Here is a 23081-nt window from a genome sequence, read left to right on the forward strand (position 1 = left end):
ATGGAATAGAAAATACAACAGCTGATGTAAGCGTTTTCGGCTCTTTTAGCGGAATCCAGGCACTGTTCAGTAATTCCCTGTGTGTTTGCTCATTAAATTCCGGCAGTTTATTTCGAATTTTAATTGATATCGCCTCCAAAAAAAACGAGTGGGAAACATTCCCACTCATCGTAACAAAATAAAGGACTGCTGTCAGCCCTTAAGTAAATAAAATAAGCTTTATAAAACTTTACTTAAAAATGCCTTCGTCCGTTCCTCTTGAGGATTATCAAATAATTCCTTCGGGGTATTTTCTTCGACAATCAGGCCGCCGTCCATGAAGAGAACCCGGTCGCCCACCTCTTTGGCAAAGCCCATTTCATGGGTCACAACTACCATCGTCATCCCCTCTCTGGCCAGCTGCTTCATTACTTCGAGTACTTCACCGACCATTTCCGGGTCGAGGGCTGATGTCGGTTCATCGAACAGCATGATGCTCGGCTCCATCGCCAAAGCTCTGGCAATCGCCGCCCGCTGCTTTTGCCCGCCGGATAAGGAATCAGGGTAGGCCTCTGCTTTATCCACTAAACCTACTTTTCTTAAAAGCTCTAATCCTTTCACCCTCGCTGTTTCTGCTGAAAGCTTTCTTACTTTCATCGGTGCGAGCATAATATTTTCTATCACCTTTTTATGGGGAAATAGATTAAATTGCTGAAAAACCATTCCGACCTCAGACCGCAACTTATTAATGTCTGTTTTTTTATCCATCAAATCTGTTCGGTCTATAAAGACATGTCCTCCAGTAATCGTTTCCAGCATATTGATGCAGCGTAGAAATGTCGATTTACCGGAGCCGGAAGGTCCAATCACAACAACTACCTCTTGGGGCTTGACGGTCACATTGATATCCTTGAGAACTTCATTCGTGCCAAAGGATTTTTTTAAATTTTTCACTTCTATCATTCGGTTGCCAACCTCTTTTCAAGGAGAGATAATAGGGAGCTTAACGAAAGAGTTAATACAAGATAGATTACCGTAGCTGTAAGATACGGCTCCCATGCGCGCATATATTGTCCTTGCATCGCCCGGCCCCAATACATTAGCTCAGGGACGGCAATTAACGCCGCAAGCGAAGAATCTTTAATTAAAACAATGAACTCATTGCCTAGCGGCGGAATCATCCGTTTAAATGCCTGTGGCAAAATAACATACCTCATGGCTTGTCCATGCGTCATGCCGAGCGACCGCGCCGCCTCCATTTGCCCCCTATTGATTGATTGAATCCCGGCACGAAATATTTCTGAAACATAAGCAGCTGAGTTTAAGGAAAGAGCCAAAATCGCTGCCAAGATGCCATTCGTTGTATCTAAAAATGCTGGTACAACCGCAAAATGAATTAATAAGATTTGAACCATAAAAGGAGTCCCGCGAAAAAAGTTGATATACCATCTAAAGGGCAAAGCCCACAGCTTTTTTCGCATCATTTTTCCTAAACCGATAAGTAATCCGAGTACTGCGCCGATCAAAATACCCGCAACGGAGAGGCCAATGGTTAATAACGTTCCCTTTAGAAATAGAGGAGCGTATTCTACAATCAGATCCCAACGAAAATCCATCTATCAATCCCCTGCCTAATGTGGAAATTTGCTTTGCTTTTTATTTATCTTAATCAAAAATTGCGTAACTGCTTTGAAAAACTAGTTACGCAATTTCATCCGCTACTGCTGCTCTTTTAATATTTTAATATCAGGCTTGATTTTGAACCATTTTTCATAAAGCTTTTCATAGGTTCCATTTTCTAATAGTTTATTCACAGCCTTATCTAAATCTGCCTTGAGCTTGCTTCCCTTTGGTAACAAAAGGCCGTAGAATTCCTTTTCAAACGTACCATCGTCTTCGATGAAAACCAAATTGTCGTTCGGATTATTTTTCACATAGGTTTCAACAACGGTATTATCCGCTACAACGGCATCCACGCCACCTTTCTTCAACTCAAGGATGGCTAGATTGTTATTTTCAAATTTTTTAAGTTTATCATTATTCTCGCCAAAAAGTTTCTCAACCGCTTCCTGACCTGTCGTCCCATTTTGAACGGCAATCTTTTTTCCTTCCAAATCTTTGGCACTCTTAATTGGACTGCCTTTTGGGACAAGGATTTCATTTTTAGATAGAAAGTACGGAACGGTAAAATCATACGTTTGCAGTCGTTTAGGTGTAATCGTAATCGCAGAAATGGCAATATCGGCTGTTTTCCCTTCAATTTCAATAAAAACCGGATCCCACCCGACGTTTTCAACCTTCACAGGGTAGCCAGCTTCCTTTGCCACTGCCTTGACAAAATCAATATCAAAGCCGACAACCTCACCTTTATCCTGATATTCAAACGGTGCATAGGCAGCATCTGTTACCACCCTCAAGGTCTTCTTTTCACCATCCCCGCTTGTTTTACTTGTTCCGCAGGCTGATAGAATAAGAGCTAACGAAACGAGCAAAACGGTTGTGAACATTTTTAATTTCTTCATTTTTTGCCCCCCATTTTTTTGCTATTTTATTGTTCCACTATTTTCATATGTTCGCTAGTTTTGTAATAGACCCACGAGAAAAACAGCTTTGTACTATAATACGTTGACCTTGTCCAAAACATTCTCCCTATTTTATTTTCAATGTAGCCTTCCTGTTTACAAGAATGGGATTACTTGGTCTCATGTGAATAGGGCTATCTAATTCTGATGGATAAAATAAAGGATTCTTCCTCCCCTTTTTTAAAGTGTGAGGTTTTTTTATGATTTTTTGAATATTTTTAAAAAATTTTTTTACCCCCTTAACCTTATGAGGGCACGAATGAAAACGCTACCAATTATTTTGACTAATTTGAATTATCTGATTTTATTATTGACCATGTCTTCAAATGGTTGTATGATTATCGAAAATAATCATCTATAAGAAACACTGTCTTCGGTCATCACCGCCATATTAGTGCGGGATGGGGCAAGGCAATTCTTTTTAAAATTTAGGTTTAATCATTTAAAGCGTTTTAACATTAAAGAGGAGTGGTTAGGTTGGGAAGTCAATGGATTTTCCTTGGCGGCGAGTTCGTCAAGAAAGAGGATGCTGTCGTATCAGTTTTTGATCATGGTTTTTTATATGGTGATGGAGTCTTTGAAGGTATTCGCGTCTACAGCGGAAACGTCTTTAGGCTCGATGCACACCTGAAAAGACTATTTGAATCAGCACAATCCATTATGCTGAAGATTCCATACACACAAGCAGAAATGACGCAATTAATCGTGGAAACGGTCAGAAAAAACCAGCTGGAAAGCGCCTATATTCGTGTCGTTGTTTCCCGCGGTAAAGGAAATCTCGGCCTGGACCCTTCTTCCTGCTCAATACCAAATGTCATCATTATTGCTGAGGAATTGACGATGTATCCGAAGGAGTTTTACGAACGCGGCATCAAGATTGCCTCGGTCGCAAGCCGCAGGAATCGTCCAGATGTTCTAAGCCCTCAGATAAAGTCGCTAAATTATTTAAATAATATTTTGGTTAAATTAGAAGCCAATCAAGCCGGAGTCGAAGAAGCGCTTATGCTGAACGACCAGGGCTATGTAACAGAAGGTTCAGCTGACAATATCTTCATTGTGAAAAATGGAGTTGTCTATACCCCGCCTGTTTACTTAGGCGCATTAGAAGGAATTACTCGTAATGCCATTATTGATGTGGCCAAGGCCAAGGGCTATGAGGTTCAAGAATCGCCGTTTACAAGACATGATGTATATGTTGCTGATGAGGTTTTCTTAACCGGAACTGCAGTGGAGGTCATTGCTGTTATTGAGGTAGACGCCCGTGTCATTCAAGACGGAAAACCGGGAGCCGTAACCAACGACCTTTTAGAAGAATTTAGAAAAATTGTAACAACTGACGGAGTGGCTTGTTATCCAGCTAGTACAAACCATGCCGTTGTAAGTTAGGAGATAGATAAATGCGAAGCGATATGATTAAAAAGGGGATTGATCGAGCCCCCCACCGCAGCCTATTATACGCAACCGGGGTAACCGTGAAAGATTTAGAAAAACCGTTTATCGGTGTTTGCAACTCGTTTATTGAAATTATTCCTGGGCACAAACACCTTAATCATTTCGGTGAGATTGTCAAAGAGGCCATCCGTGAAGCCGGCGGCATTCCGTTCGAGTTTAATACGATTGGCGTTGATGATGGCATTGCAATGGGGCATATCGGTATGCGTTACTCGCTGCCTAGCCGTGAAATTATCGCCGACAGTGCCGAAACGGTTATCAACGCCCACTGGTTCGATGGTGTATTTTATATTCCGAACTGTGACAAGATTACACCAGGAATGCTGATGGCCGCAGCTAGAACCAATGTTCCTTCGGTATTTGTTTCAGGCGGGCCAATGGAGGCAGGCGTTTCTTCATCTACTGGAAAGAACCTCTCTCTCACATCAGTATTTGAAGGAGTTGGTGCATACCATAACGGCACGATTAGTCAGCAGCAGCTGCTTGAAATCGAAACTCAGGCATGCCCTACTTGCGGTTCCTGTTCTGGGATGTTTACAGCCAACTCGATGAACTGTCTGATGGAGGTTTTGGGAATGACAGTTCCCGGTAACGGCACAATCGTTGCCACTTCAGAAGAAAGACACGAATTGATACGTCAAGCAGCTCGTCATTTAATTGATTTAGTGAAAAAAGATATTCGTCCGCGTGACATTATTACTAGAGAAGCCATTGATAATGCCTTTGCTTTAGATATGGCCATGGGTGGATCTACCAACACTGTGCTACATACTTTGGCGATCGCCCACGAGGCCGGAATTGACTATGATTTACAGGATATTAATAAAATTGCTGAAAAAGTTCCTTATTTAGCCAAAATTATGCCAGCATCAGATTATTCGATGGATGATGTCCATAAGGCTGGCGGCGTTAGTGCCATATTAAATGAGCTTTGTAAAGTTGATGGTGCACTTCATCAGGATTGCCTATCGATTACCGGAAAAACGCTAGCAGAAAATGTGAAGGATGCAACAATCCTTAATGAACAGGTTATTCGCCCGAAAGACAATCCATATAGCCCAGTTGGCGGGTTATCAATCCTGTATGGAAACATTGCTCCGGATGGCGGCGTTATCAAGGTCGGCGCGGTTGACCCTTCAATTAAAACCTTCCTGGGTGAAGCGATTGTGTTCGAATCTCAGGACGCGGCACAGGAAAACATTAATAACGGTACCGTTAAGTCAGGGCACGTTGTCGTGATCCGCTATGAAGGTCCTAAAGGCGGACCAGGAATGCCGGAAATGCTTGCCCCAACCTCAGCGATAGCTGGGCGCGGTTTAGATAAAGAAGTGGCGTTGATTACAGACGGGAGGTTCTCCGGCGCAAGCCGAGGAATCTCTGTTGGACACATTTCACCGGAAGCCGCTGAAGGCGGACCGATCGCCTTTGTTCAAAACGGTGACAAAATCTTAATTGACCTTGAGGGCCGTTCTATCGAACTTCTCGTCGATGAGGAAGAATTGGCTGAGCGACGCCGCTTATGGGTGCAGCCGGAGCCAAAAATTAAATCTGGCTATCTCGCAAAATATGCAAAGCTTGTTACTTCCGCTAATACTGGCGGGGTAATGAAAATATAAACATTTAATTTTATATTAGCCGCTCTGCTATTTGATTACTGGCGGATAACAGGTTTTTACTGGCGCGTTACATGCTTTTACTGGCGGATAAACTCTTTTTACTAGCGAAAAGTCCAATTTGTAAATACAGGGATTCACTAGTACCCCTCCCCTTCCTAAGAAGTTAAGGTGCTAATCAAACGGACATTTTAATAAAAAAATCGATGACGGGAATAAAGGAATAAGAAATCGTATTTTCAGAGAGCTGGGGTTGCTGGAAGCCCAGTAATACAACTTATTCCGACATCATCCCTGAGTGTTGAGCTGAACGGTTTTTACTTTAGTAGGCTCAATCGGGTGCTCTTAACCGATCACCTGTTACCAAAAGAAGCGTTTTTTAATTTAGTTGTCGCTTCATAAGGCAGTATTCGTAAGGATACTGTAAAACCGGGTGGTACCGAGAAAAAGAAGGCCTTTTCTCCCCGATTATTCTGCTTAGATGTTCTAGATTGCAGTTTATTCGGGGACGAAAAGGCCTTTTTTACTATGTATTTAAAACAAAGTCACACGCTTAATTTTTTAAATATTCAATTATCCACAAGGAGGGATTGTGACGTGAAAGTTGAAGCAAAACAGCTGGAATTCCAAACCAGTATCGCACCTAAAACAGGTGCAGACCTTCTCATTGACCTATTAAAAAATGAAGGTGTTGACACATTATTTGGGTATCCTGGAGGTGCTGTCCTGCCAATTTACGACGCAATCTATCGGGCCCAGGGCACCATTAAACACATTCTTTTCCGTCACGAGCAAGGAATGATCCATGCTGCCGAGGGATATGCCCGGATTACCGGCAAGCCTGGTGTAGTGATTGCTACTTCAGGACCTGGTGCTACAAACTTGGTTACTGGAATTACAGATGCGATGATGGATTCCTTACCGCTCGTGGTTTTCACCGGACAGGTTGCACGCAGCGTCATTGGCACAGATGCCTTCCAGGAAGCTGATGTGATGGCGATAACGACGCCAATCACCAAACATAATTATCAGGTGCAATCCATTTCTGACTTGCCAAGGATTGTGAAGGAAGCTTTTCATATTGCTTCTACCGGCCGGCCTGGACCAGTATTAGTCGACATTCCAAAAGACATTTCGGCGGGAGTTCTAGTTGAGGAACCTGAAAAGGCATGTATCGATTTACCAGGGTACCAGCCAACAACAAAACCAAATCCATTGCAGATTAAAAAACTGGCGGATTCGGTTGCTAAGGCAAAAAAGCCCGTCATACTGGCAGGAGCTGGCGTACTCCATGGAAAAGCTTCAAGAGAATTAACTGCTTTTGCCGAAAAACATCAGCTTCCGGTCGTGACAACATTATTAGGACTTGGCGCCTTTCCGGCAGATAGCCCGCTCTCGCTAGGGATGGGCGGCATGCATGGAACCTACGCAGCAAATATAGCTTTATATGAAACTGACTTACTCATCAATATTGGTGCCCGGTTCGATGACAGGTTAACAGGCAATCTTAAACACTTTGCTCCTCATGCGAAGGTTGCCCACATCGATATCGACCCGGCAGAAATTGGTAAAAATGTACCAACCCAAATACCGATTGTATCGGATGCAAAAGAGGCATTAGTTGAATTAATCGTTCAAACAGCGGAATCACCCGAAAACAAAGCATGGCTGGAAACGCTCCATCAATATAAACAAGAATATCCACTTTGGTATAAACACGAACCAGACGGAATGTGTCCACAGTGGTTGATTGAAGCAGTTCATAAAGTCACCAACGGAGAGGCAATTGTCACAACAGATGTTGGCCAGCATCAAATGTGGGCTGCCCAGTACTACACCTTTAAAGAGCCTCATCGCTGGATTACATCAGGAGGTCTTGGAACAATGGGTTTCGGCTTCCCAGCTGCGATTGGGGCACAAATTGCATCGCCTGAAAGTACAGTTGTCGCGATTGTCGGCGACGGCGGTTTCCAAATGACATTGCAAGAACTATCCGTCATTTACGAACGAAACCTGCCAGTCAAGATTATCATCGTCAACAACGGTGCACTCGGAATGGTTCGGCAGTGGCAGGAATTACTGCACGGCAACCGGATTTCCGAATCGATTCTTCATACCCAGCCTGATTTTGTGAAGCTCGCTGAAAGCTATGGGATTCGCGGAATGAAAATTGACAACCAGGAGGACCTCATTACCTTTCTGCCTGAACTGTTTGCCCATGATGGCCCTGTACTTGTTGATTGCCGCGTGCGGCAGCAGGAAAAAGTATTTCCAATGATTGCTCCTGGTAAAGGAATCCATGAAATGATTGGGGTGAAACCTTCATGAAACGAATTATAACCTTAACAGTCCAGGACCGCAGCGGTGTTCTCAATCGTGTCACCGGTCTCCTGCAGCGACGGCAATTTAACATTGAAAGTATCTCCGTCGGTCCGACAGAAACAGAGGGAATTTCAAAAATGACCCTTGTTGTTGAGATTGAAGATGAGCAGCGCCTCGAACAGGTAACAAAACAACTAAACAAGCAAATTGATGTGTTAAAAGTTTCCGATATTACCGATAAGGCGATTGTCGTCAGAGAACTGGCACTCATCAAAGTGGCAAGCAGCTCACATCTTCGGAGCGAAATCAATGGCATTATTGATCCATTCCGTGCTTCGATTATTGACGTCAGCAAGGAAAGCTTAGCCGTCCAAATCACTGGCCGGCCGGAAAAAATTGATGCCTTAATCGAACTCTTGCGCCCTTATGGAATTAAAGAAATTGCTCGAACAGGACTTACCGCCTTTTTACGCGGCTACCAGCCACAGGTTAACGAACTAGCAACTTATTCACTAATAAAATAATCATATTCTTGAAAGGATGATCAATAATGGTAAAAGTACTTTATAACGGAGATATTCAAGAGGAAGTTTTACAAGGGAAAAAAATCGCAGTTATCGGCTATGGTTCACAAGGCCATGCCCACGCTCTTAACTTAAAGGAAAGCGGCTTTGATGTCGTGGTTGGATTACGCGGCGGGAAATCTTGGGATAAGGCAGTTGAAGATGGTGTTGATGTTCGTTCAGTAGCCGAGGCAACAGCCGAAGCCGATGTGGTAATGGTCCTCCTTCCTGACGAGATGCAGCCAAAGGTGTATGAAGAAAGCATTAAACCAAATCTGGAAGCTGGTAATGCCCTTGTTTTTGCCCATGGCTTCAACATTCATTTTAGCCAAATTGTACCACCTGCTGATGTTGACGTATTCCTTGTGGCACCAAAAGGACCGGGACATTTGGTTCGCCGCACCTATACTGAAGGCGCTGGAGTACCTGCCCTTTATGCGGTTTATCAAGATTATAGCGGCCAAGCACGCGATGTTGCTCTAGCCTATGCGAAAGGGATTGGTGCAGCCCGTGCCGGCGTATTGGAAACCACTTTCCAAGAAGAAACTGAAACAGATTTATTCGGAGAACAAGCTGTTCTTTGCGGCGGAACTACTGCCCTTATCAAAGCCGGATTTGAAACACTTGTTGAAGCTGGCTACCAGCCTGAAGTTGCATACTTCGAGTGTTTACATGAATTGAAGCTAATCGTTGACCTTTTATACGAAGGCGGTTTAGAAAACATGCGCTACTCTATCTCTGATACAGCTCAATGGGGCGATTTCGTTTCCGGACCGCGTGTTGTCAACGAAGATACAAAAGCGCGCATGAAAGATATTTTAAAAGATATCCAAACTGGCGCATTCGCAAAAGGCTGGATTTTAGAAAACCAAGCAAACCGTCCACAGTTTAATGCCATTAACCGCAGTGAAAACAATCATCAGATTGAGGTAGTCGGCCGCGAGCTTCGCGCGTTAATGCCATTTATTAAAAAACCAGTAAATGCAAAGAAAGAAGTGGTGGTCCATGGTTCACGTTAACATCTTTGATACAACTTTACGCGATGGTGAGCAGTCCCCTGGTGTTAATTTAAACCAGCTGGAAAAATTGGAAATTGCCAGACAGCTCGAACGGTTTGGCGTTGATATTATGGAGGCCGGCTTCCCGGCTTCCTCCCAAGGGGATTTCGAAGCAGTAAGAGCGATTGCTCGGACGATCAAGAATGCTTCTGTCACAGGATTGGCACGAGCAACGCAATCGGACATTGACATTGCGTGGGATGCGTTAAAAGATGCAGCAGAACCAAGATTACATGTTTTCCTGGCCACCTCCCCTATCCATATGAAATATAAACTATTGAAAACACCTGAGGAAGTCTCGCAAATAGCCGTCGACATGGTTTCTTATGCAAGAAAAAAGTTCCCGCATGTTGAATGGTCAGCAGAGGATGCTTCCCGGTCTGACCTTGATTTTCTCGTTCAAATCATTACCAAAGTTATAGATGCCGGGGCAACTGTCATCAATTTGCCGGATACAGTCGGTTATACAACGCCTGAAGAATATGGACGGATGTTCCGCTACGTGCGGGAAAACGTCCCAAATATTCATAAAGCCGCATTATCCTGTCATTGCCATGATGACCTCGGTATGGCCGTAGCCAATTCACTGGCAGCAATCGAAAACGGCGTTACTCAAGTGGAGGGTACGATTAATGGAATCGGCGAACGGGCCGGCAACGCCTCCTTGGAAGAAATTGCCGTCGCTTTAAATATTCGCAAAGATAAATATCCTTACACTACGAATCTAGTTTTAAAAGAAATTAAACGTACTAGTGACTTGGTAAGCCGCTTCACCGGGATGAAGGTCCCTGCTAATAAGGCAGTTGTCGGGAAGAATGCCTTTGCCCATGAATCCGGGATTCACCAAGATGGAGTGCTTAAAAATACCTTAACTTATGAAATTATTACGCCGGAATTAGTCGGCGTCAGTTCCAATGACCTTGTCCTCGGAAAGCACTCAGGCCGGCATGCCTTCAAGGATAAAATTGAGCAAATGGGCTTTGAGTTATCTTCTGAGAAATTAAATGAAGCGTTCCAATCATTTAAGCAGTTAACAGACCGGAAAAAAGAAGTAACCGACGAAGACTTGTTTACGATTTTGATCGATATTCAAACTGCCGCTGTCGATGTGAAAAAATACGAGCTTGTTGCTTTCCAGGTTCAGTATGGCTCTGCGAACCTCCCGACGGCAACTGTCGCCCTGACCACACCTGAGGGGGTCCATGTGGAAACTGCTCGTACAGGCAGCGGAAGTGTTGAAGCACTATATAACACTTTAGAGGCACTTATTAAAGAAGAAATTCATTTGACTGATTTTAACCTAAGTTCAGTCGGGCGCGGCCGCGATGCTCTTGCAGAGGTCCATGTCAAAATGACCGTGAACGGAACTGACGTCAGCGGCCGCGGCTCCGCACAAGACGTATTGGAAGCATCAGGAAAAGCATTCCTAAACGCCGTAAACCGAGTATTCTTTAACCAAACAGCGATGGTGAAACAACCAGCAGCACTATAGAATTTAGGTTTTAGTAATTTTTGTAAAATGGTGTCAGGCACCTTTTGGAGGCACCTTTTGGATGTTTTTTCCAAACAGTGTCAGGCACCAACATATTTTTTTAATAAATAAGGAGGTTGCTTCTAGTGAAAAAGCATATTGTCTTACTTCCCGGTGATGGGATCGGCAAGGAAGTTATTGAATCTGCCAAGGATGTATTAAACGCAATTGCTGAAGAATTTAATCACTCGTTTAGTTTCGAGACTCATGAAATCGGAGGAGCAGCCATTGACCTTTATGGCACTCCTCTGCCAGAATCAACTGTTGATGCCTGTAAGCATGCCGATGCTGTATTACTTGGGGCTGTCGGCGGGCCTAAGTGGGATCAAAACCCCTCTCACCTACGCCCTGAACGCGGCTTACTTGGGATTCGCAAAGCACTTGACTTATATGCCAACTTAAGACCGATTAAAGGATTCAAGAACTTGCTCCATGCTTCGCCGTTAAAGGAAGAAGTCATTTCAGGAAGCGACCTCCTTATTGTACGTGAATTAACGGGCGGACTTTATTTTGGAACTCCAAGTGAACGCCGGGATAATGGTCAGTCGGTGGTTGATACGCTTGCTTATACCCGTTGTGAGATTGAGAGAATTGTTGACAAAGCTTTTGAGGCTGCTCAAAGCCGCCGTGGCCGTCTTACTTCTGTTGATAAGGCGAATGTGCTGGAATCCAGCAAGCTATGGAGGGAAATTGTTGAAGAAAAAAAGGCTAAGTATCCAGATGTAGCGGTTGAACATGTTTTGGTCGATGCTGCTGCTATGAAGCTAATTACGAATCCAACTCATTTCGATGTCATTGTCACCGAGAATATGTTTGGCGATATTTTAAGCGATGAAGCTTCAGTGTTAACAGGTTCACTAGGTTTGCTCCCTTCTGCCAGCTTAAATGAGTCGGGGGTCGGTCTATACGAACCAGTCCACGGTTCAGCGCCTGACATCGCCGGCAAAGGTGTTGCCAATCCAGTAGCGATGATTCTCTCAGCTGCACTGATGCTAAGATATTCCTTTGGATTGAATGATGAGGCAAAAATGATAGAAGATGCCGCCCAAGGTGCGCTTGATGCCGGCTTCCATACCGCTGACCTCCGGGTTGAAAATGGCCGCCAGGTAGGCACTACGGAAATGACAAAGCTGATTGTTGATTTTATTAAAACGCAAACTGCTTCTAAGTGTATCGCAAGTTGTTATTTTTAAGTGATTAAGTGGTGGACCGCTTGGCAGAATTGTCCCAGCGGCTTCCCATTTATATTAGTGAATTCGAGGGGCGCCAGTAAAGTTTGGGATTCCGCCAGTAAAGCTAAATTTGCGCCAATAAAGTCAGATTTGCCGCCAGTAAAGTCGGGGATTCCGCCAGTAAACTTAGGGGACCCGCCAGTAAAGCTGCTTATCTATTAAATTTATAAACGTGAGGAAGGAAGCTATGCAGACACCAAAAACGATTATTCAAAAAATTTGGGAACAGCATGTTGTGCATCAAGAAGAAGGCAAGCCGGATTTACTTTATATTGATTTGCATCTCGTTCACGAAGTGACCTCTCCTCAAGCATTTGAGGGCCTTCGAATGACCATGCGGAAGGTTCGCCGCCCGGACCTTACCTTCGCGACGATGGATCACAATGTGCCAACCCGCCAGCGTCTGGTCATCAATGATCCTATTTCGAAAAAACAAATCGATACCTTGCAACAAAATTGTCAAGAATTCGGTGTAACATTAGCTGATATTCACCACCCGGATAACGGGATTGTCCATGTGATTGGCCCAGAACTTGGCCTAACCCAACCGGGAAAAACGATTGTCTGCGGTGATAGTCATACCTCAACACATGGGGCATTCGGAGCACTCGCTTTCGGAATCGGAACAAGTGAAGTTGAGCATGTCCTTGCTACGCAAACACTATGGCAGGCACCGCCAAAAACGCTAAACGTCAAAATAAATGGCATGCTTGGGACAGGCGTTACCGCTAAAGACTTAATCTTAGCGATTATTGGGAAATTTGGAGTGCAATTTGGAACCGGTTATGTGATGGAATACACAGGTGAAGCGATTCGCGCCCTATCAATGGAAGAGCGGATGACCGTTTGTAACATGTCAATTGAAGCCGGCGCCAGAGCAGGACTCATCACTCCAGATGAAACTACATTTGAATACTTAAGAGGAAGACGTCATGTCCCACAAGGTGAAGCGTTCGACAAAGCAGTTGCAAAGTGGCGCGCCCTAGCTACTGATGAAGGTGCCGCCTACGACGCAGTCGTTGAAATCGATGCAGCTGAAGTCGAGCCTCAGGTGACCTGGGGAACGAATCCAGGCATGTGTATCCCGATTACAGCAGCCGTTCCGAATCCGGCCGAAAAAGAAAAGCCGAACGAGAGGGATGAAATCAGCAGGGCGCTCTCCTATATGGGACTTGAAGCCGGACAACTGATTTCTTCTGTAAAAATTGATCATGTGTTCATCGGCTCGTGTACAAATTCACGTTTAAGTGACTTACGTAAAGCAGCCGCGGTCGTTCGGGGCCGGAAGGTTAGCCCTACTGTGCAAGCTATTGTCGTTCCTGGATCATATAGTGTCAAGCTCTCGGCCGAAAAAGAGGGTTTAGATCAGGTATTTAAAGAAGCTGGGTTTGAATGGCGCGAGGCCGGATGCAGTATGTGCCTGGGGATGAATGATGATATCGTCCCTGCTGGCGAGCGCTGTGCGTCCACTTCAAACCGTAACTTTGAGGGTCGTCAAGGAAACGGAGCACGCACCCATCTTGTCAGTCCGGAAATGGCTGCGGCAGCTGCGGTTGCTGGTCACTTTGTTGATGTTCGTCAGTTCACGGCACAGGAGGTTGGTTAATTAATGGAACCTTTACGTACTCACCAAGGCATTGTTTGTCCGTTAAACCTGACCAATGTCGACACTGATCAAATTATTCCGAAACAGTTCTTAAAGCGAATCGAACGCACCGGCTTTGGGCAATTTTTATTTTACCACTGGCGTTTTGACGACAATGGGAAGCCGCGTCCCAATTTTCCGTTGAATGATTCAAAATATAAAAACGCATCCATTTTAGTAGCTGGCAAAAACTTTGGCTGCGGCTCCTCTCGTGAACATGCTCCCTGGGCTGTTCAGGATTTTGGATTCAAAGTCATTATCGCCCCTAGCTATGCCGATATTTTTAAAAACAACTGCGTGAAAAATGGCATTCTTGCAATTCAAGTTAGTGAAGAACAAGTCCAAGCAATTATGAAAAAAGCCGAATCCGAGAAGTACACATTAACCGTGAACCTCGAGGAACAAATAGTTTTTGATCATGAGGGCTTTGAAATAAAATTCGAGATTGCACCATACTCGAAACAAATGCTCCTTAACGGCTGGGATGAAATTAGTGTTACCTTAGGTAACGAGGAAAAAATCAAGCAATACGAACTTACCCAAAATTAAGCAAATTGATAAGCAAATAATGCACAAAAACACATGGCTTTTCATGATTTCGCCATGTGTTTTTGTCCTGAAATTTAGCTATTCTGAAAAAACTAGACTATCCCTAAGCTCTTTTTCATTACCTAGGTGCTCATTAGAATTCAGGTAAATGATCAAGATTATTTTCCTTAATCCCATCCGGTTCACTCCGGATGATGTCTCTCCCGTACTTATGGAAAACATCGATATTGGCAATCCTTCCTTGCTTTGCTTCCTCTAGTGCCGTTATATAATCCAGCTCCCGCCCTGTATTTGTCTTAAATGCAATAAGATCGCCATCATTGTTTTTCCTGACCGCGACGAATGCTTCTTTTTCATCCCTATTTGGTTGATTCGCTTCCATTTGGGCCTGCTGCTCACTTTGCTCCTTGTACTGTTCGTATATTTTTTCAAAATCCTGTTCCATTAAATGTCCACCTCCGAACATTTGTTAGTATTTTTCTATTTGAAAAAATTATCCGTGGTCTGAACAAACTCAAAAACAAAAGCCCTCCATACAACAAAATGGACGGACCTTCACTTTATCGAAATTTTCACTAAATAAATGGATATTTGGAAAAATATGCGTCCACTCCGAGAGGACATTTGTCCACGAGCGGTGCCTGACACCTCTTTTTTGACACCTCTTTTTTAACACCTCTTTTACTAATTATCTCCCGCTATAAATACCAATCGCATTTCCATCAAGGTCAAGGAATTGGGCAAATGTGCCGCCGCTAGGAATTTCCGTTTCAGGTATAATCACTTTGCCGCCCAGCTGGGGTACTTTTTCTATATACGCTGACATGTTCTCTACTCTAATATAAAGTGTCAAATAAGGTGGTTCCTCATATGTCCAATTGAAAAGGTGGCCGGCTAACCCAGCATCTTCTTCTGAAATACTCATGATTGGGCCATCATCAGAAATCCGCCAATTGAAAACCACTTCATAAAACCTTTGAGAACGATGCCCTTCTCTGGCTGCAATTTCGAAGAAACCAATTTGATTAAAATCAATATCAGCTTTGCTTTGGCTCTCGCTATGGGTAGTGCCTTGATAGGCACCAATAATAATCCCGTCTGGGTCGACGAATTGGGCAATCGAACCGCCTGTTGGAACCGACATTTCTGGGAGGATCACTGTCCCGCCCATTTCCTCGACCTTTACCAAACATTCCTGGATATTGTCGACATTAATATAAACACTCACATGGGTCGGGTGGTCTTTATGCGGCCATTTTAAAATATGACCGCTTAAGCCTGCACCAGAAATTTGCATTAATGGCCCAACATCGGTGACCTTCCAATTAAACAGACTTTCGTAAAAATTTTTTGCTAGATTTCCTTCTCTTGCTGCAATGACAAACATTTTAATCGTGTTTCCATATTTCCAACCCCACTTCCTAATTACTTTTAATCTCAGCATATAGTAGAAACTGCTTTAACCATTACATAAACTTCGACAAAACGGGTACTTTTTCCTTTAATCGTTCAACAGGCTATAATAGGTCGTAACAGGATACTTTGGGAGTGAATGGAAATGACTACTTACGATAAAACCCATGACCCTCGGAAAAATAAAGAGTTGCTTGCTCAAATTACAGGAAAACGTCTTGATATGAAACAGGTACTCCAAGAAACAGAACAATTATTTGTGCAATGCTGCAAGAATCCAAGTTCATCAATCACTGTAAAAGAGCATCCGCTTTCTTTTTCAGAAAAAATTCAGCAGGGTTTATTCCGTCTTTCAGCTAAACGTTCACGGATTTTAGCACCAACGAGGATTTTTATGGATGCTGAAGGGAATGTGATTCCTGATTGGAAAATCAAGCTGGATCGAGAATATGACCGTTTGAGGGCAAATATAACAAAGGAAGTGAATGTTGCAGATTTTGGTGCTATCGGTGACGGAACAACTGACTCCACAGCTGCTTTTAAAAAGGCAATCGGCCGTGGACTGGTAAAGGTGGTTGTACCTCCGGGTGTCTTTATTGTTAAGGGAATCCGTCTGCCATCTTGTATCTGGCTTGTTGGAGCTGGAAAAGGAGTCACAACGATTCGGCTGCATGACCAGGCTGTTAAAGCTACTAGATTGATCACCAACTCAAACCATTGCCGTGGAAATCACCATCTTTTCGTTCAGGGGATGACCTTGGACTGGAATGTGGAAAGGCTTTGCGAGGTGGCAAAAACAAGTACGTGGGGCAATCATTCAAGTTGTTTGACCTACGCAAATGTTACATATGGCTGGGTCAAAGATGTCGAGGCAATAAATCCGGGGCTTCACTGTTTTGATATTTCGTCGACCCTTTACAATTATGCAGGCGACGGTTATCTGGCCCGAGGCGGGAGCAAGTATATTTGGCTCGACAACTTAACTGGTTATGGCTTCGGCGATGATGGAATTACCACCCACCATAGCGATTATATCTTTATCTCTCGCTGCCATATGTGCGACACAAGCGGCCGTGCCCATCGGAAAGGTTTTTCAAATTCTAATGGTTTTGAAATTGATGATGGCTCAAGGGATGTCTTGCTAGTTAATAATTCTTCGGCAAGGTGCTTTGGCGGGGTGGAAATTAAGGCCCATCAAAATTCCTCTGCCGCTTCCAACATCGCAATCGTTGGCCATATTTCAGTGAATGATAACCGGTCCTATAATTTCCGCCATATCGGCCATCACAAAAGCACTGATTCAGAATCGAAGACAGCTTTCAATATTAGCGCTGTAAATCTTGCTGCGATTGGCCCAATTTTTTCTGATTTATATAAAGATTCCCCACCCCGCGGGATGGTGGTTTCCGCCTATAAAAATGTTGTCATTAACCATTTCACCTTGATTGGTGACTCCGATTATGACTACAAAGGGAACCCCGTGATTGCCGTTCAGTATCGGGCCAGGAATGTGGTTTTGAATCATATTTCTTTCAAAGATTTTATAAAATCCGGTGCCGCAATAAAAGTTTTTGGGGGCACCAATCGGGCGGATTCTATAAAAATTCAAAATTGCTCATCTGAAAAAATTGAAGTCGGGCCAGGCATCAAGGATATTAGTATTGATACCAAAAAATAGCGTCAATCATCACTTTTGACGCTTTCCCTCCTTTTCAATAACGATGTCATCGACAAGCTTTTCGGCCACTTTTCGATACAAATTACTCATATGCACAAGCGAAGAAATCATCAGCACCTGCTCAAGATAGGGCGAATTTCCTTTTTCATTCTCAGTAATTTCTTCTTTAACGTCCTTCACTCTTTCCTCTATGTCCCCTTTAAAGTCCGCAACATTTTGGCTAGTTAGATTCAGATAACTAGAATAGAAAGAATCTAAATTTACCTCCTCTTTGATAATCTTCTTATTAACCCCATCAAGGGTTACCTTAATATCATTGATGGAAAGTGCCCCTTTAAGCTGGTAAATCAAGCTCATTAAGATCAGATGCTCTTTCGAATATTTCTTATTTTGAATCGGAAAAATAAGCTTTCCTTTTGCATAGTTATTAATCATCGTTTTGGTAAGGATTTTTTCATCCTCATTCCGCTTTGTATCATTAAATTTATTTTCGAATAATTGAATCACCTGGTCCATATATAAATCAATATTTGGAATTTCCTCCAAGTTTAAACTCGTTTCTAGGCCAAGCGAATTGATAATTTGATTGATATGTTCCATCGTAAAAAACCCCGTTCATTAACGTAATATTTTTTATTATACCTAACTATTTGGGTGTTGACTAGATGTAGATATGTTAGTATCATTATATGTAGTTATAAAAACCACATGTTACGCTGGGAGGCTTTTAAAATGAACAATTATATTCGGGAACCTATCAATGGATTGACCCATTTAGCAGGAGCTATTTTGGCATTTGTCGGACTCCTTGCGATGGTGATTAAGGCCGCCATGACAACAACCTCACCTTTAACAATCACAGCGGTTATCATTTTCGGCGTAAGCATGATTCTTCTTTACTCGGCATCGGCCACCTATCACATGGTCATTGCCCGTGATACGGTGATAGCCTTTTTAAGACGACTTGACCATTCGATGATTTTTGTATTAATTGCCGGTACGTACACGCCTTTTTGTTTTATTAGCTTGAACGGAAAAACGGGTGCGATTCTGTTTTCGATTATTGCTGCGGTGGCATTAAGCGGAATTGTTTTTAAAATGGTCTGGTTTAACTGTCCGCGCTGGATTTCTACTGCCTTGTATTTAGCAATGGGCTGGATGATTGTATTTGTTTTCTCGCCGCTAACCGGTAGTTTAAACCCGGTCGGTTTGTTTTTATTAATCCTTGGGGGAATCTTCTATACCATCGGCGGGGTCATTTACGGGGCAAAGCCTAAGTTTTTACAATCAAAACACATGGGCTTTCACGAGATTTTTCATATTTTTATTTTGCTGGGAAGCCTGGCGCATTTTCTAAGTGTTTTTCTATACGTTATTTAAATACATGATCCTACAAATTAGTACCAAAAGGAGGCTGAATTTTCAGCCTCCTTTTGGTACTCTTATTGCTTTCGTCTATTCGTCCATCCTAAAGATCAATTCTTCCTTTAGAACCTGTGCGTGATTATGTATTGGATCTTTAGCTCCATATAGCAGTGTCACCGGCCTGTTTAAAGACCATTCAATAATTTGGTCTACAGCAACGGATTGCCGTTCATTTGTACGAAGCTCCTGAAGGTAGCGGCTTTGGAATTCCTCGAACCGCTCAGGCAGATGTCCGAACCACTTTCTTAGCTCGCTGCTTGGTGCTACTTCCTTGAGCCAATAGGTCAATCTAGCTTCCTCTTTCGATATTCCCCGCGGCCAGAGACGGTCAATTAAAATTCTCTGCCCGTCCGCTTCGTCAACAGGTTCATAGACTCTTTTCAGGAAAATATTTTTCATATTATTGCCTCACGTTTTATGGACTTTTTACTGCACTTAATCTTCGTCCTTTATATCAAGATCTTCCGGGATTGGTTCGCTAAGGATTTCTTCGATTAAGTGTTTGTATTTTTCTACTTGTTTTAGGTGGGTCGTGAATTGGTCTTTATAAATTAAATACTCGCTGCCATCAAACAGAGCTCGAATTTTCTTTTGTTGGATGAGGCTTTTGACCGTTGCCTCTGGAACCGATAAGTATTCTGCTGTTTCTTTTATGGTAAGATACAATGTTTCTACTCCTCTTTGTAAAAATTAAGATGGTTTACGATCCGTCCCAATCTTCCTTTAGTTGTGGCTGCTTGAGACAGTGAATTTAGAATGGCTTCCTCTGCTGCTTCGGATGCAGCCGTAAATAGTTGGTTCATTATTAGATGGTCCTCACGAAGCTGTGTCCGGGTCTCCACCATTTCCTCAGAAAAATGTGCCACTTTTTGCGCAGTTGAAAAAGCAATGACAATATCACCGCTGCCATGGCTGAAATGGCTTCCCGTTCGGCCAAGTCCAATACCGCATCGTTTGGCAACCCGCTGTAATTGCCGGTCACTTAACGGGGCATCGGTTGCCAGGACAATAATAATCGAGCCATCGGAGGTTTCGGACAATCCATCATCCGCCGAATAACGCAGCCGTTGAAGTTCTTCTTTCTTGCCAAAATTGCTGAGAACTAAGCAGCCAACCGTATAATCTTCAACAATTCTAGATGACAATCCAATTCCACCTTTATAGCCGAAGCAAATCATCCCTTTTCCCGCTCCAACAGCCCCCTCGGCAACCTGATCACAGGAGGCGATCTTAATTGCTTCAATAGCATGCTCCGGCTTAACAGGGAACAGACGAATTGAATTCAAGTAACTGTCGTTGCATTCCCCAACCACAATATTGATGGTACCCGTTGTCTCGCCAATCTCGGGACTTTCCGCCAGCATATACTCTAACGTTCCCTGGGTCACAGCCGGAACACCAAATGTATTGGTTAACATTATCGGCGATTCAAGCACCCCTAATTCATTTAGCTGCACGAGACCCGTTGTTTTCCCAAAACCATTGATCACATAACTTGCAGCTGTTACCTTCTCTTTAAACAAATTACCACCATGAGGCAAAATTGCCGTTACCCCTGTACATGCATACTCTTTTCCCTCCTTATCAAGAGAGTAATCAAGTGTCACATGACCAACCATGACACTCCCAACATCCGTAATGCAGTTCTTAGCACCGGTTGGCAGTTTCCCAATCGTCATTCCAGCGTCTCTAACTTTCATCGCCCTACCCCCGGCCGAAGATCAAGGAAATTTTGGCTGGCAAAACCCCTTACCTCTTCTTCTTTAAAGTGTTTTAACAATTCATTAATGAGATTTTGACTTTTTGAAGCGTCCTCTAAATTCGTGACAAACGTTGAGATGCCGTCAAAATCGGAACCAAGGCCAATTTGCTTCACCCCGCCTAATGAGCAAAAATGATCAATATGATTTACAAGGTCGGCAATCGTCGCTTCTCCAGATTCTTTTATAAACGGCGGATGGTAAACAACATGAATCAATCCGCCTTTGGCAAACATCGCTCTCGCCTGTTCATCGGTTAAGTTACGCGGATGATGGCAAAGCGCCCGTGCATTGGAATGGCTGGCAATCGGGTATTTGGCTAATTCAATGACCTCCCAAATCCCCTTGTCACTTAAATGAGAGACATCTGTCAGGATCTGATGCTGGTTATTAAACTCGACAATCTCTTTTCCAAACAGGGTAAGCCCGGCCCCTCGTGGTTCACCAGCACCGTCCGCCGCCAGATTCGCATTATTCCAAGTCAGACCGACAGACCGTACACCAAGCCGATAAAGAATATGCAGCTTTGTTAAATCGTTGCCAATCGCATCCACGCCTTCAAGCGTTAACATCGCACCAATCTGACCAATTTTGAGCCGATCAAAATCAGACCATTCTTTTATATGAACCATATCTGGATTTTTCTCAAGCACTTCTTTGTAAAAATAATCGATTTGCTCGAGGGCAACCTGAAATTTCTGATCGCCCTTAATTTCTGGTTCAATGAAAATAGCAAAGCATTGTACCTTAACTTTCCCCTTATGTAATCGAGTTTTATTTGTTTGCAATTCAGGCGCATCTGCAAATCGTAATCTCCCTTTTGCCTCTTGGAGTTTCATCAATGCGTCACAATGAAGGTCAATGATATTCATAGGCTGTGGACTCCTTTTTATTCAAAGTTTAACATAAGGAAAAGAGCCAGGGGAAATTTCCCCTAGCCCAATTCTCTAGTTGTTTGTACTTTCTACACGTCTCTTTTCCCGAAACAGCACGTGTTCGAGCAATAAACAGAAAATTAATCCTACTAGCAATCCATTTGCGAAGATGTTACGAAGCCATGGAGCGACACTTCCAAACGAATCAGGAGGCAAAAACATCATCCCAATTCCGACCATTAGTGAAAGTCCGATAACCAATAAATTTCGAGCAGACGGCTCCTGCCCCATAAGGTCGCGAATGCCAAAGCCCATCATTTGCGAAAAGGGAATAAACAAGGAAGCATAGGCAACTTCCAATGGCAGCGTAGCTAAAAACCCGCCAATATTCGGGAAAAATCCCGCAGCCATAATTAATACAGCACCTATAATCAACGGGCGCATCTTTTTAATTCCCGTTGTTGTAATAAATCCAGCCGAGACAGACAAGGGAACCACTCCAACAACTGAAAAAATTCCGGAAACAAATAAATTCACGCCATTTCCAAAAATCCCCTTTTGATACTGTTTGGGCTTCACTTCTTTTTCTAAGGCAATTCCAACCACTAAAATACTGGCAATCACGTTCGAAATCAGAACGACCGAAGTAATAATAGATGTCAGCACAATCCCGACATCAAATTTAGGTGAACCCCACTCTAAAAGTTGCGGTATTGCAAACCAGCTTGGCGGCTCATAAATTTTTCCTACATGATTGACTCCGAAGAAATGGAACAGCGACCAGCCGACAACAATCCCAATAAGTGGCCCCATGCTCTTCCAAATACCTTTTGCTTTCAAGGAAATTAATAAGATAATGACAATTTCAATTAAACAAATTCCAGCGATTTTCCCATTTAACTGGCTTGTTGCGGTGATGCCGAGAATACTTTTGAAAAAGGAGCCGCTTAGTTGGGCAACCAGCAGGATTAAATAAACACCTGTCACAATTGGAGTAAATAGATTGCGGACTTTTTCAATAATCGGCAGAAAACCTAGGATGGCAAGAAATATCCCTGCGATGATAAGGCCCATTTCTAATTGCTGCAGCAATAGCCCTTGTTCTCCTGGAGCACACATCGTTCCAAGGAGAATAAAGATGGCCCACCACATTCCGGCTGCTCCTTCGACGACAGGCATGCGATGACCAATAAATACTTGTATTAATGTGGCAGCGCCGGAGACCAAGAGCATCCGCTGCATAAAGGTCGAAATTTCTGCTGGCGACATATGAAAGGCCGCTCCAACAACAACAGGCACCGCGATAATATTCGTGAGCATAAAGACTGCCCACTGGATCCCCTGCACCCCTGACAAAAAGCCGCTTTCTTTTTTAGTTAAGTCATTCATTTTTTAAACACCTTC

General features: G+C 43.4%; 22 protein-coding genes. 11 read left to right on the top strand and 11 right to left on the bottom strand.

Features of this window, described 5'->3' with window-relative positions:
- Positions 1-219: 219 nt before the first annotated feature.
- The 3 genes from AA980_RS10705 to AA980_RS10715 form a co-directional block, all read right to left on the bottom strand.
- Positions 220-942 (bottom strand): amino acid ABC transporter ATP-binding protein, encoded by a 723-nt coding sequence (locus AA980_RS10705; protein ID WP_024026376.1) that lies wholly within the window; start codon positions 940-942, stop codon positions 220-222.
- Positions 939-1595: an amino acid ABC transporter permease gene (locus tag AA980_RS10710; protein ID WP_024026375.1), complete on the bottom strand. Its 657-nt coding sequence runs from the start codon at positions 1593-1595 to the stop codon at positions 939-941. The genes AA980_RS10705 and AA980_RS10710 overlap by 4 nt, the downstream gene beginning before the upstream one ends.
- Before the next feature lie 102 nt (positions 1596-1697).
- Complete coding sequence (locus AA980_RS10715; protein ID WP_024026374.1) at positions 1698-2501, bottom strand: basic amino acid ABC transporter substrate-binding protein; 804 nt, start codon at positions 2499-2501, stop codon at positions 1698-1700.
- Positions 2502-3038: 537 nt separating this feature from the next.
- Here AA980_RS10715 and ilvE point away from each other — a divergent pair.
- The 9 genes from ilvE to leuD all read left to right on the top strand — a co-directional run bounded on the left by ilvE (position 3039) and on the right by leuD (position 14526).
- Positions 3039-3947, top strand: a complete 909-nt coding sequence (gene ilvE, locus AA980_RS10720; protein WP_047771565.1) for a branched-chain-amino-acid transaminase — start codon at positions 3039-3041, stop codon at positions 3945-3947.
- Between the two features lie 11 nt (positions 3948-3958).
- Positions 3959-5629 (top strand): dihydroxy-acid dehydratase, encoded by a 1671-nt coding sequence (ilvD, locus tag AA980_RS10725; RefSeq protein ID WP_024026372.1) that lies wholly within the window; start codon positions 3959-3961, stop codon positions 5627-5629.
- Between the two features lie 594 nt (positions 5630-6223).
- Positions 6224-7954 (top strand): acetolactate synthase large subunit, encoded by a 1731-nt coding sequence (gene ilvB, locus AA980_RS10730; RefSeq protein WP_024026371.1) that lies wholly within the window; start codon positions 6224-6226, stop codon positions 7952-7954.
- On the top strand, positions 7951-8472 hold the full coding sequence (gene ilvN, locus AA980_RS10735) for an acetolactate synthase small subunit (RefSeq protein WP_024026370.1): 522 nt from the start codon (positions 7951-7953) through the stop codon (positions 8470-8472). Before ilvB ends, ilvN begins: the two co-directional genes overlap by 4 nt.
- Before the next feature lie 26 nt (positions 8473-8498).
- On the top strand, positions 8499-9530 hold the full coding sequence (ilvC, locus tag AA980_RS10740; protein WP_024026369.1) for a ketol-acid reductoisomerase: 1032 nt from the start codon (positions 8499-8501) through the stop codon (positions 9528-9530).
- Positions 9517-11061, top strand: a complete 1545-nt coding sequence (locus AA980_RS10745) for a 2-isopropylmalate synthase (RefSeq protein ID WP_024026368.1) — start codon at positions 9517-9519, stop codon at positions 11059-11061. Before ilvC ends, AA980_RS10745 begins: the two co-directional genes overlap by 14 nt.
- Positions 11062-11186: 125 nt before the next feature.
- Positions 11187-12293: a 3-isopropylmalate dehydrogenase gene (gene leuB, locus AA980_RS10750; protein ID WP_024026367.1), complete on the top strand. Its 1107-nt coding sequence runs from the start codon at positions 11187-11189 to the stop codon at positions 12291-12293.
- Positions 12294-12519: 226 nt separating this feature from the next.
- On the top strand, positions 12520-13938 hold the full coding sequence (leuC, locus tag AA980_RS10755; protein ID WP_024026366.1) for a 3-isopropylmalate dehydratase large subunit: 1419 nt from the start codon (positions 12520-12522) through the stop codon (positions 13936-13938).
- Positions 13939-13941: 3 nt separating this feature from the next.
- A complete protein-coding gene (gene leuD / locus AA980_RS10760) occupies positions 13942-14526 on the top strand; it encodes a 3-isopropylmalate dehydratase small subunit (RefSeq protein ID WP_024026365.1) in 585 nt (194 codons plus the stop codon).
- Between the two features lie 133 nt (positions 14527-14659).
- On the opposite strand, the gene AA980_RS10765 is transcribed toward leuD, so the two are convergent.
- A complete protein-coding gene (locus tag AA980_RS10765) occupies positions 14660-14971 on the bottom strand; it encodes a DUF3892 domain-containing protein (RefSeq protein WP_024026364.1) in 312 nt (103 codons plus the stop codon).
- A gap of 243 nt (positions 14972-15214) precedes the next feature.
- On the bottom strand, positions 15215-15970 hold the full coding sequence (locus AA980_RS25785; protein WP_024026363.1) for a VOC family protein: 756 nt from the start codon (positions 15968-15970) through the stop codon (positions 15215-15217).
- A 114-nt stretch (positions 15971-16084) separates the two neighbouring features.
- Here AA980_RS25785 and AA980_RS10775 point away from each other — a divergent pair, with 114 nt between their 5' ends.
- Positions 16085-17617, top strand: a complete 1533-nt coding sequence (locus tag AA980_RS10775; protein ID WP_024026362.1) for a glycosyl hydrolase family 28-related protein — start codon at positions 16085-16087, stop codon at positions 17615-17617.
- Positions 17618-17626: 9 nt separating this feature from the next.
- On the opposite strand, the gene AA980_RS10780 is transcribed toward AA980_RS10775, so the two are convergent.
- Entirely contained in the window at positions 17627-18217 is a 591-nt protein-coding gene (locus AA980_RS10780) for a DUF1836 domain-containing protein (protein WP_024026361.1), read from the bottom strand.
- A 132-nt stretch (positions 18218-18349) separates the two neighbouring features.
- On the opposite strand from AA980_RS10780, the gene trhA reads away from it, so the two are divergent.
- Positions 18350-18997 carry a PAQR family membrane homeostasis protein TrhA gene (trhA, locus tag AA980_RS10785; RefSeq protein ID WP_024026360.1) on the top strand — a complete coding sequence of 216 codons (648 nt, stop codon included), beginning with the start codon at positions 18350-18352 and terminating at the stop codon, positions 18995-18997.
- Between the two features lie 75 nt (positions 18998-19072).
- Here trhA and AA980_RS10790 read toward each other — a convergent pair whose 3' ends face one another.
- The 5 genes from AA980_RS10790 to AA980_RS10810 form a co-directional block, all read right to left on the bottom strand.
- Positions 19073-19441: a DUF488 domain-containing protein gene (locus AA980_RS10790; protein ID WP_024026359.1), complete on the bottom strand. Its 369-nt coding sequence runs from the start codon at positions 19439-19441 to the stop codon at positions 19073-19075.
- Between the two features lie 36 nt (positions 19442-19477).
- Entirely contained in the window at positions 19478-19708 is a 231-nt protein-coding gene (locus tag AA980_RS10795; protein ID WP_024026358.1) for an excisionase family DNA-binding protein, read from the bottom strand.
- 5 nt (positions 19709-19713) lie between these two features.
- The gene (locus AA980_RS10800) at positions 19714-20742 is read right to left on the bottom strand and encodes a DmpA family aminopeptidase (RefSeq protein WP_024026357.1); all 1029 of its coding nucleotides are present in this window, start codon (positions 20740-20742) and stop codon (positions 19714-19716) included.
- Positions 20739-21674 (bottom strand): dipeptidase, encoded by a 936-nt coding sequence (locus AA980_RS10805; RefSeq protein ID WP_024026356.1) that lies wholly within the window; start codon positions 21672-21674, stop codon positions 20739-20741. The genes AA980_RS10800 and AA980_RS10805 overlap by 4 nt, the downstream gene beginning before the upstream one ends.
- A gap of 75 nt (positions 21675-21749) precedes the next feature.
- Positions 21750-23066: a purine/pyrimidine permease gene (locus tag AA980_RS10810; protein ID WP_024026355.1), complete on the bottom strand. Its 1317-nt coding sequence runs from the start codon at positions 23064-23066 to the stop codon at positions 21750-21752.
- Positions 23067-23081: the final 15 nt, after the last annotated feature.

The organism is Neobacillus vireti, assembly GCF_001026695.1.
Taxonomy (GTDB): Bacteria; Bacillota; Bacilli; order Bacillales; family Cytobacillaceae; genus Neobacillus; species Neobacillus vireti.

Bases quoted from the DNA above. Each gene is read 5' to 3' on its own strand.
- AA980_RS10745 (WP_024026368.1), top strand. From the start codon at position 9,517: ATGGTTCACGTTAACATCTTTGATACAACTTTACGCGATGGTGAGCAG.
- AA980_RS25785 (WP_024026363.1), bottom strand. From the start codon at position 15,970: ATGCTGAGATTAAAAGTAATTAGGAAGTGGGGTTGGAAATATGGAAAC.
- ilvD (WP_024026372.1), top strand. From the start codon at position 3,959: ATGCGAAGCGATATGATTAAAAAGGGGATTGATCGAGCCCCCCACCGC.
- AA980_RS10805 (WP_024026356.1), bottom strand. From the start codon at position 21,674: ATGAATATCATTGACCTTCATTGTGACGCATTGATGAAACTCCAAGAG.
- ilvC (WP_024026369.1), top strand. From the start codon at position 8,499: ATGGTAAAAGTACTTTATAACGGAGATATTCAAGAGGAAGTTTTACAA.
- AA980_RS10775 (WP_024026362.1), top strand. From the start codon at position 16,085: ATGACTACTTACGATAAAACCCATGACCCTCGGAAAAATAAAGAGTTG.
- AA980_RS10715 (WP_024026374.1), bottom strand. From the start codon at position 2,501: ATGAAGAAATTAAAAATGTTCACAACCGTTTTGCTCGTTTCGTTAGCT.
- AA980_RS10705 (WP_024026376.1), bottom strand. From the start codon at position 942: ATGATAGAAGTGAAAAATTTAAAAAAATCCTTTGGCACGAATGAAGTT.
- AA980_RS10810 (WP_024026355.1), bottom strand. From the start codon at position 23,066: ATGAATGACTTAACTAAAAAAGAAAGCGGCTTTTTGTCAGGGGTGCAG.
- AA980_RS10800 (WP_024026357.1), bottom strand. From the start codon at position 20,742: ATGAAAGTTAGAGACGCTGGAATGACGATTGGGAAACTGCCAACCGGT.
- ilvN (WP_024026370.1), top strand. From the start codon at position 7,951: ATGAAACGAATTATAACCTTAACAGTCCAGGACCGCAGCGGTGTTCTC.
- AA980_RS10790 (WP_024026359.1), bottom strand. From the start codon at position 19,441: ATGAAAAATATTTTCCTGAAAAGAGTCTATGAACCTGTTGACGAAGCG.
- trhA (WP_024026360.1), top strand. From the start codon at position 18,350: ATGAACAATTATATTCGGGAACCTATCAATGGATTGACCCATTTAGCA.
- AA980_RS10780 (WP_024026361.1), bottom strand. From the start codon at position 18,217: ATGGAACATATCAATCAAATTATCAATTCGCTTGGCCTAGAAACGAGT.
- AA980_RS10765 (WP_024026364.1), bottom strand. From the start codon at position 14,971: ATGGAACAGGATTTTGAAAAAATATACGAACAGTACAAGGAGCAAAGT.
- AA980_RS10710 (WP_024026375.1), bottom strand. From the start codon at position 1,595: ATGGATTTTCGTTGGGATCTGATTGTAGAATACGCTCCTCTATTTCTA.
- leuC (WP_024026366.1), top strand. From the start codon at position 12,520: ATGCAGACACCAAAAACGATTATTCAAAAAATTTGGGAACAGCATGTT.
- leuD (WP_024026365.1), top strand. From the start codon at position 13,942: ATGGAACCTTTACGTACTCACCAAGGCATTGTTTGTCCGTTAAACCTG.